This is a genomic window from Streptomyces sp. NPDC057543, from assembly GCF_042801895.1.
In the GTDB taxonomy this organism is placed as follows: domain Bacteria; phylum Actinomycetota; class Actinomycetes; order Streptomycetales; family Streptomycetaceae; genus Streptomyces.
In genome coordinates this window covers 25,334-33,158 of the sequence record NZ_JBHVFF010000062.1, presented here as the reverse complement: position 1 = coordinate 33,158, position 7,825 = coordinate 25,334, and the positions used below count along the sequence as shown (strand labels likewise).

The 7,825-nt window shown below is 71.2% G+C and carries 8 protein-coding genes; 5 read left to right on the top strand and 3 right to left on the bottom strand.

What is annotated here, in order from left to right; translation table 11 throughout:
- Positions 1–85 precede the first annotated feature (85 nt).
- Positions 86–658, bottom strand: coding sequence for a hypothetical protein (locus tag ACFU8Q_RS13680; RefSeq protein ID WP_384452246.1), 573 nt, complete (start codon positions 656–658; stop codon positions 86–88).
- Between the two features lie 236 nt (positions 659–894).
- On the opposite strand from ACFU8Q_RS13680, the gene ACFU8Q_RS13675 reads away from it, so the two are divergent.
- The 4 genes from ACFU8Q_RS13675 to ACFU8Q_RS13660 all read left to right on the top strand — a co-directional run bounded on the left by ACFU8Q_RS13675 (position 895) and on the right by ACFU8Q_RS13660 (position 4,712).
- Positions 895–1,758: a bifunctional methylenetetrahydrofolate dehydrogenase/methenyltetrahydrofolate cyclohydrolase gene (locus ACFU8Q_RS13675; RefSeq protein WP_384452243.1), complete on the top strand. Its 864-nt coding sequence runs from the start codon at positions 895–897 to the stop codon at positions 1,756–1,758.
- A 29-nt stretch (positions 1,759–1,787) separates the two neighbouring features.
- Positions 1,788–2,504, top strand: coding sequence for a DUF3017 domain-containing protein (locus ACFU8Q_RS13670; protein ID WP_384452240.1), 717 nt, complete (start codon positions 1,788–1,790; stop codon positions 2,502–2,504).
- A 448-nt stretch (positions 2,505–2,952) separates the two neighbouring features.
- Positions 2,953–3,420 (top strand): helix-turn-helix domain-containing protein, encoded by a 468-nt coding sequence (locus tag ACFU8Q_RS13665; protein ID WP_384452237.1) that lies wholly within the window; start codon positions 2,953–2,955, stop codon positions 3,418–3,420.
- Positions 3,421–3,722: 302 nt separating this feature from the next.
- Entirely contained in the window at positions 3,723–4,712 is a 990-nt protein-coding gene (locus ACFU8Q_RS13660; protein WP_266358614.1) for a malate dehydrogenase, read from the top strand.
- 264 nt (positions 4,713–4,976) lie between these two features.
- Here the strand turns inward: ACFU8Q_RS13660 and ACFU8Q_RS13655 are convergent, their stop codons facing one another.
- The gene (locus ACFU8Q_RS13655) at positions 4,977–5,711 is read right to left on the bottom strand and encodes an isocitrate lyase/phosphoenolpyruvate mutase family protein (protein ID WP_384452233.1); all 735 of its coding nucleotides are present in this window, start codon (positions 5,709–5,711) and stop codon (positions 4,977–4,979) included.
- A gap of 99 nt (positions 5,712–5,810) precedes the next feature.
- Positions 5,811–6,323 carry a carboxymuconolactone decarboxylase family protein gene (locus ACFU8Q_RS13650; RefSeq protein ID WP_384452230.1) on the bottom strand — a complete coding sequence of 171 codons (513 nt, stop codon included), beginning with the start codon at positions 6,321–6,323 and terminating at the stop codon, positions 5,811–5,813.
- A gap of 47 nt (positions 6,324–6,370) precedes the next feature.
- Here ACFU8Q_RS13650 and ACFU8Q_RS13645 point away from each other — a divergent pair, with 47 nt between their 5' ends.
- Positions 6,371–7,774, top strand: coding sequence for a PLP-dependent aminotransferase family protein (locus ACFU8Q_RS13645; RefSeq protein WP_384452227.1), 1,404 nt, complete (start codon positions 6,371–6,373; stop codon positions 7,772–7,774).
- Positions 7,775–7,825 lie beyond the last annotated feature (51 nt).

Below are 7,825 nucleotides of genomic sequence, written 5' to 3'. Positions count from 1 at the left end.
GCCGTAACTCGCGCGTGTGCGCGGGTTACGGCCTTCGGGCGACAACTGCGGCTGTGTGGGGAACCGGCCGTAGCGGCCGGCTGACTCAGGCGCGCGGGCGCTGGAACCAGGCGGCGCCGTCCGACTTCGCCACGAAGACGATGATCAGGACGCCGAGCGCGATGGTGACGATGCCCAGCGGCAGCTGGAAGATGCCGCCGAGGCAGATGAAGGCGCCGTAGACGATGGCGCAGACGCGGGTGGCGTTGCCACCGGTCTTCATCTTGAGCGCCAGAGCGACGGAGAGTCCGGCGAAGATCAGCGCGAGCACGGCGACGAACGCCAGGACGCCCTTGCCGAAGTTGGCGATCGTCTCGGTGTCGGCGGTGGAGCCGGAGCTGTTGACGGCGTCCTCGACCGCGCCCATGCCCGCGAACGCGATGATGGCGCCGATGATCTGGAAGGCGGCGACGACCCAGAGCATCACACGGGCCGCCTTCACACCCCCCGGCATCTCGACCGGGGCGCCCGGGAAGCCGTACTGCTGGTTGATGGGCGGAGCCGCGGGGTAGCCGCCCTGCTGCGGCACACCCTGGGGGGACTGCTGCGGGTAGCCGTACCCCGGCTGCCCGCCCTGCTGCTGCTGACCGTAGGGGTTGTTCGGGTCGCCGAAGCTCATGGCGAAATTCCTCCGTTGAAAAAGTGCGGGGACGACGCGGTCCGAGCGGAGGAAACATGCGCAATGAGTACGGTCTGTCCCCCCGACACTGTCCGCGGTACTGCGCGGCTCATCGTGGTCTTGACATCGGCTTTTTGTCCAGCCGATTGCCGAATGTGTTGTGCAAGCGCAATCTGCCGGCCATGCACGACACCCGGAATTGGTATGCGGGCGGGGTCATCCGCGAGTATGGGGACATGACTGCCCAGATTCTCGATGGCAAGGCCACCGCAGCCGCGATCAAGTCCGATCTCACCGTCCGCGTGGCGGCCCTCAAGGCGCAGGGCATCACCCCTGGCCTGGGAACCCTGCTGGTCGGGGACGATCCGGGCAGCCGGTGGTACGTGAACGGCAAGCACCGCGACTGCGCGCAGGTCGGCATCGGCTCCATCCAGCGCGAACTCCCCGACACCGCCACCCAGGAGGAGATCGAGGACGTCGTACGGGAGCTCAACGCCAACCCTGAGTGCACGGGTTACATCGTGCAGCTTCCCCTCCCCAAGGGGATCGACACCAACCGCGTCCTGGAACTGATGGATCCGGCCAAGGACGCCGACGGCCTGCACCCGATGAACCTCGGCCGGCTCGTGCTCAACGAGACGGGCCCGCTGCCCTGCACCCCGCAGGGCGTCGTCCAGCTGCTGCGTCACCACGACGTGGAGATCAACGGTGCGCATGTCGTGGTCGTCGGCCGCGGGGTCACCATCGGCCGCTCGATCCCGCTGCTGCTGACCCGTAAGTCCGAGAACGCCACCGTCACCCAGTGCCACACCGGTACGCGTGACCTCTCCGCCCAGCTCAAGCAGGCCGACATCATCGTTGCCGCCGCCGGTGTGCCGCACATCATCAAGCCCGAGGACGTGAAGCCGGGCGCGGCCGTGCTCGACGTCGGCGTCAGCCGGGACGAGAACGGCAAGATCGTCGGGGACGTCCACCCGGGCGTCGCCGAGGTCGCCGCGTGGATCTCCCCGAACCCGGGCGGTGTCGGCCCGATGACCCGCGCCCAGCTGCTCGTCAACGTGGTCGAGGCGGCCGAGCGCAACGCGACCGACGCCGTCTGAGTCGGCCGACCCGATCCGGAAGGAACCTCATGGGTGCTGGTACGAGTCCGGCCGACCCGGCCGCCGCGGCGGACCGGACGTCTCCGGTGCCGTCGGAGGTGCGAACGGACACGGACGCGAAGGCGGGGGTGGACGTGGCCGGTGCGGGTGTGGACGCCGGTGACGGTGTGGCGGGCGAGGCCGTGGCGGCCCGTGACGAGGCGGAAGCGGCTGCCGGTGATGACACCGGTGACGGTGTGGCGGGCGAGGCTGCGGCGGCCCGTGACGAGGCGGAAGCGGCTACCGGTGATGACGCCGGTGCCGCGGACACCGGTCCGGGCAGCACCCCGGGGGATGCCCCGGCCGCACGTTTGTCGCGGAGGTTCCCGTTGTTCACCCGGGACACCGCGCGCCCCGAGGGCGGTGGCCGGGCCGCGTCCGGGAACGCGCCCGCCCCGGCCCGGCAGTGGCCGCTGCTCGCCGTGCTCAGCACGGCCGGGATCGGGCTGCTGATCGTGGCCGTCAACCCGTTCACCGAGGCCTTCAGGATCGGCACGATGCTGATCGGCGTGGCCCTCATCGGGGGCGCCGTGCTGCGGATCGTCGTCCCGTCGGTGGGCATGCTGGCGGTCCGTTCCCGCTTCACCGACCTCGTGACGTACGGACTGCTCGGCTTCCTCATCGTGATGCTCGCGCTGGTGGCGCAGCCCAAGCCGTGGCTGGACATTCCGTTCCTGGAGGACGCGGTCCACTTCGCGATCCGCTGAGGCCGCCCGTACGGCCGCGCCGCGCCGCCGACGGGTGGTGTCCGTCCCCTCCCCCGAGAAGGGACGGACACCCGAGGACGGGGCCGCCGGAACGCAGCCGCTCCCGAACGTGGCGACGTGAGCGGCCTTGCCCTCGTCCTGCGTTCAGCCTTGTGGACGGCGAAGACCGGTACAAGGGAACCCTGTGGCCTGTGGCACGGAAGTGACCATTCCGCCACGGTGTGATCGCCGCGCAACGGTGTGATCGCTTCTGCAACGATGTAATCGCTCCCGCAGCGGTGACGCGCCCACTCCCACCCAGGCCCGGGGGCGTGCGGAGACGCGCGCGTGGACCCGAACGCCCCCGTACGCCCCGCACTCAGGTACAGCCGGCCGGCGTTCGCGCAGGCTCCTGGGTAGTTCGGAACGGAACACGGAATGACGTACCGGATCCGGGCAAGGGGAAGCAATGCCTCGTTGGAAGGCGCTGTCGGACGAACTCGACCCGCAGGTGAGGGAGTTCGCCGGCCAGCTGCGCAGGCTCGTCGACCGCAGGGGGCTGAGCATCGCCGCGGTGGCCGACCGCACGGGCTACAGCAGGACGTCGTGGGAGCGGTATCTGAGCGGACGGCTGCTCGCGCCCAAGGGTGCGATCGTCGCTCTCGCCGACGCGACCGGCACCGACCAGGCGCATCTGATGACCATGTGGGAGCTGGCGGAGCGGGTCTGGAGCCGTTCCGAGATGCGCCAGGACGCGACCGTGGAGCCGGCCAGGATCTCCCGGGCGCGCGCCGCGCTCCCGCTGGTGCCGCAGCAGCCACCGCGACCGGGCCGCCCGGGCGGTGGCCGCAGACGGCTGGCCGTGCTCCTCGCGGGAGCGGTCGGCACGCTGCTGGTGCTGGCCGCGGCGACGTTGCTGGCCGGAGCGGGGCGGTGATCGTCAGCGGAGCGATGACGGGTGACGACGAGGGCCACTCACCACCGGGCATCGGAGCAAACGATTTAACCACCTTGCAATGGCGCAAACGTCCCGTGACCGTGCTACCGCCTCCCGGGTGACGCGATTCGGCCGGGTGAGCGCTGTGTGACGGGTTGTGTGCGGTGCCACAGGGGGCCGGGCCGACGGGAGGATCCGGGTCGGATAGCCTGATCGCTGGATATCTCTTCACATCAAGATTCAGAGATGTCCAGCACCAGGGGCCAGGAGCCCCCACCGCCAGCTGTCTAACGGAGATCGCCATGACCCGCACTCCCGTGAATGTCACCGTCACCGGCGCAGCCGGTCAGATCGGCTACGCGCTGCTCTTCCGCATCGCCTCCGGCCACCTGCTCGGCCCGGACGTGCCGGTCAACCTGCGTCTCCTGGAGATCCCGCAGGGTCTCAAGGCAGCCGAAGGCACCGCGATGGAGCTCGACGACTGCGCGTTCCCGCTGCTGCGCAACATCGAGATCACCGACGACGCCAACGTCGGCTTCGCCGGCGCCAACGTCGCCCTGCTGGTGGGCGCCCGCCCGCGTACGAAGGGCATGGAGCGCGGCGACCTGCTCTCCGCCAACGGCGGCATCTTCAAGCCGCAGGGCAAGGCGATCAACGACAACGCCGCGGACGACATCAAGGTCCTCGTCGTCGGCAACCCGGCCAACACCAACGCGCTCATCGCGCAGGCCGCCGCCCCGGACGTACCGGCCGAGCGCTTCACCGCGATGACCCGCCTCGACCACAACCGCGCGATCTCGCAGCTGGCCGCCAAGACCGGTGCCGCCGTCTCCGACATCAAGAAGCTGACGATCTGGGGCAACCACTCGGCGACCCAGTACCCGGACGTCTTCCACGCGGAGGTCGCCGGTAAGAACGCCGCCGAGCTCGTCAACGACGAGGCGTGGCTGGCCGACACCTTCATCCCGACCGTCGCCAAGCGCGGCGCCGCGATCATCGAGGCCCGTGGCGCGTCCTCGGCCGCCTCCGCCGCCAACGCCGCCATCGACCACATCCACACCTGGGTCAACGGCACCGCCGCCGGCGACTGGACCTCCATGGGTATCCCGTCGGACGGCTCCTACGGCGTGCCCGAGGGCATCATCTCGTCCTTCCCGGTCACCACGAAGGACGGCAAGTACGAGATCGTCCAGGGCCTGGACATCAACGAGTTCTCCCGTACGCGCATCGACGCGTCGGTGCAGGAGCTCATCGAGGAGCGCGACGCGGTTCGCGAGCTCGGCCTGATCTGATCCGCCTGATCCGATCCGTACGCCTTTGACGCGTACCCCGCCGCCCCCGGCAGTAGTCGCTGCCGGGGGCGGTCGCGTCTGCGCGTGACCGTGAGCGGAAAGCTGCCAGGCCTGTGACGCTTCTGGCTGTGGTGGTGCGCATGGGGTCACGGTGCGGATATGCCTGCCGGTTTTGGCCACCGAGGGCCTTCGGCGCCCGATGGGCCGGACCGCGCGGGGCCGCACCGGGCGACTGTCCGTCGTGTGCGGCCGAACCCGCGGCGCCTACCCCTTCCGCAGCTCGTCCGCGATCTCGCGTACGGCCGACATGGCCCGGCGCTGGAGTCCCGGGCCGAAGGTGATCCGGGTGGCGCCCAGCCCGCCGAGCTCGCGCGGGGTGGGGCCGTCGGCCCGGGCAAGGGCGTTGAGGGGGCCCGGGACGGCGGCGGACAGTCGGGGCAGGGCCTCGGGTGGGGCCGCGATCGGGTAGACGCAGTCCGCGCCCGCCGCCACGTACAACAGGGCGCGCCGCACCGTCTCCGCCTCCTGGTCCGTGCCGTCGGGCACGCCGCGGACGTACGTGTCGACGCGGGCGTTGAGGAAGAGCTGGTCGCCCGCGACCGCCCGTACCTCCGCCAGCCTGTCCGCCTGCCGCTGGGCGTCGACGAGGGTGCCCCCGGCCGAGTCCTCCAGGTTGCAGCCGACGGCCCCGGTGTCCAGGAGCCGTTCGACGAGCTCCTTCGGGGCCAGCCCGTAACCCTCCTCGATGTCCGCCGATACGGGTACGGCGGCCGGGACGGCGCGCACGATCCGGGCGACGGCCGCGAACATCTCGGCGGCGGGCGTCGCCCCGTCCTCGTAGCCGAGTGACGCCGCGACCCCGGCGCTGGGTGTGGCGAGCGTCCGGAAGCCCGCCTCGGCGAAGACGCGGGCGCTCGCCGCATCCCACGGGCCGGGGACGACCAGGGGATCGCCGGGGGCGCGGTCGTGGTGCAGGGCACGCAGGACGGATGCGGTCATCTCGGGACTCCCGGGTGGTGTGGCACATGGGCGGACAGGAGGACGGGCCGGAGTGCGAGCAGGGGCGGGCGGGGTGCGGGACGCGGCGCCCGCGTCCGGTCAGTGCTTGATGTCGCCCGGCTTGTAGTGGCCGGGGACCATACGGGTGGTCACGGCGAACCGGTTCCACGCGTTGATCGTCGTGATCGCGGCGACGAGGTGGGCGAGCTCGGTCTCGTCGAAGTGCTTGGCAGCTTTCTCCCACACCTCGTCCGGCACGAAACCGTCGGTCAGCACGGTCACCGCCTCGGTCAGCTCGATGGCCGCGATCTCCTTGGGAGTGTAGAAGTGCTTCGACTCCTCCCACGCGCTGAGCTGGACGATCCGCTCGATGGACTCGCCCGCCGCGAGCGCGTCCTTGGTGTGCATGTCGAGGCAGAACGCGCAGTGGTTGAGCTGCGAGGAGCGGATCTTCACCAGCTCCCCGATGACCGGGTCGAGGCCCCTGCGGGATGCCGCGTCCAGCCGGACCATGGCCTTGTAGACATCGGGGGCGAGCTCGGCCCAGCGGGTACGAGGCGTGTGCTCGGGGTTGAGTTCGGACGTCGGGTGGCTGTGTTCGTTCGTCGTCATGGGTACGACGTTACGGCGTGGGTGGCGCACCGATATGGTCCATTTCCATGACGGATCCCTGGGCCACTTTCGGTGCCGACCTGCATCTCGAAACGACCGGCGCGGCCGGGCTTCGGGCCGGGCTGATGGACGCCCTGCGCGAGGCCGTACGGACGGGGCGCCTGGCGCCCGGCACCCGGCTGCCGTCCTCCCGCAGCCTCGCCGTGGACCTGGGCATCGCCCGGAACACCGTCGCCGACGCGTACGCGGAACTGGTCGCCGAGGGCTGGCTCACCGCCCGGCAGGGGTCGGGGACCAGGGTGGCGCAGCGGGCCGAGCCCCGCCCGGCGGCCAGGAGGGCGGCGCGGTCCCGGCCGGTGCCCTCCCGGCCCGCCCACAACCTGCTGCCGGGATCGCCCGACCTCGCGACGTTCCCGCGCGCCGACTGGCTCAAGGCGGCCCGCCGAGCCCTGACCGTCGCACCCAACGACGCCTTCGGGTACGGCGATCCGCGCGGGCGCATCGAGCTGCGCACCGTACTCGCCGACTATCTGGCCCGCGCCCGCGGCGTGTACGCGGACCCGGAACGGATCGTGATCTGCGCCGGTTTCGTCCAGGCGCTGAAACTGATGGGGGAGGTGCTGCGCAAGCGGCGCGTCAGGGAAGTGGCCGCGGAGTCGTACGGACTGGACGTGCACTGGAAGCTGCTCACGGACGCCGGGCTGCGCATGCCCTGCCTGCCGGTCGACGGACTCGGCGCCAGGACCGGTGAGCTGCCCGGGCTGCGCGGTGCGGGCGCGGTCCTGCTGACGCCCGCGCACCAGTTCCCGACGGGGGTGCCGCTCCATCCCGACCGGCGGGCCGCGACGGTCGACTGGGCACGCGGTACGGGCGGGCTGATCCTGGAGGACGACTACGACGGTGAGTTCCGTTACGACCGGCAGCCGGTCGGCGCGCTCCAGGGTCTCGACCCGGAACGCGTCGTCCACCTGGGGACGACGAGCAAATCCCTGGCGCCGGGGCTGCGGCTGGGGTGGATGGTGCTGCCGGAGAGTCTGGTGGGGGAGGTGGCCGAGGCGAAGGGGCTGAGCGACTGGTCGTCGAGTGCGCTGGAGCAGTTGACGCTCGCGGAGTTCATCGCGTCGGGCGCGTACGACCGCCATGTGCGGGCGATGCGGCTGCGCTACCGCCGCCGTCGTGACCAACTCGTCGCGGTACTGGCGGAACGCGCCCCCGGTGTCCGGGTCAGCGGGATCGCCGCCGGTCTGCACGCCGTGCTCGAACTCCCGGAGGGCGGCGAGGAGGCCGCGCTACGGTCGGCGGCGTGGCAGGGGCTCGCGCTGGAAGGGCTCTCGCGCTTCCGGCACCCGGACGCGGCGCCGGTCCGCGACGCGCTGGTCATCGGGTACGGGACGCCGACCGACAGTGCCTGGGCGGGCGCGCTGGAGGCACTGTTGCGAGTGCTGTCATGAGGATCGGTCGGGAACGAGAAGCCCCGACGTGGTGATCCCCATGAACCCCAG

Excerpts from the sequence above, each read along its gene's own strand:
- ACFU8Q_RS13675 (WP_384452243.1), top strand. The coding sequence starts at position 895 with ATGACTGCCCAGATTCTCGATGGCAAGGCCACCGCAGCCGCGATCAAG.
- ACFU8Q_RS13680 (WP_384452246.1), bottom strand. The coding sequence starts at position 658 with ATGAGCTTCGGCGACCCGAACAACCCCTACGGTCAGCAGCAGCAGGGC.
- ACFU8Q_RS13665 (WP_384452237.1), top strand. The coding sequence starts at position 2,953 with ATGCCTCGTTGGAAGGCGCTGTCGGACGAACTCGACCCGCAGGTGAGG.
- ACFU8Q_RS13645 (WP_384452227.1), top strand. The coding sequence starts at position 6,371 with ATGACGGATCCCTGGGCCACTTTCGGTGCCGACCTGCATCTCGAAACG.
- ACFU8Q_RS13655 (WP_384452233.1), bottom strand. The coding sequence starts at position 5,711 with ATGACCGCATCCGTCCTGCGTGCCCTGCACCACGACCGCGCCCCCGGC.
- ACFU8Q_RS13670 (WP_384452240.1), top strand. The coding sequence starts at position 1,788 with ATGGGTGCTGGTACGAGTCCGGCCGACCCGGCCGCCGCGGCGGACCGG.
- ACFU8Q_RS13650 (WP_384452230.1), bottom strand. The coding sequence starts at position 6,323 with ATGACGACGAACGAACACAGCCACCCGACGTCCGAACTCAACCCCGAG.
- ACFU8Q_RS13660 (WP_266358614.1), top strand. The coding sequence starts at position 3,723 with ATGACCCGCACTCCCGTGAATGTCACCGTCACCGGCGCAGCCGGTCAG.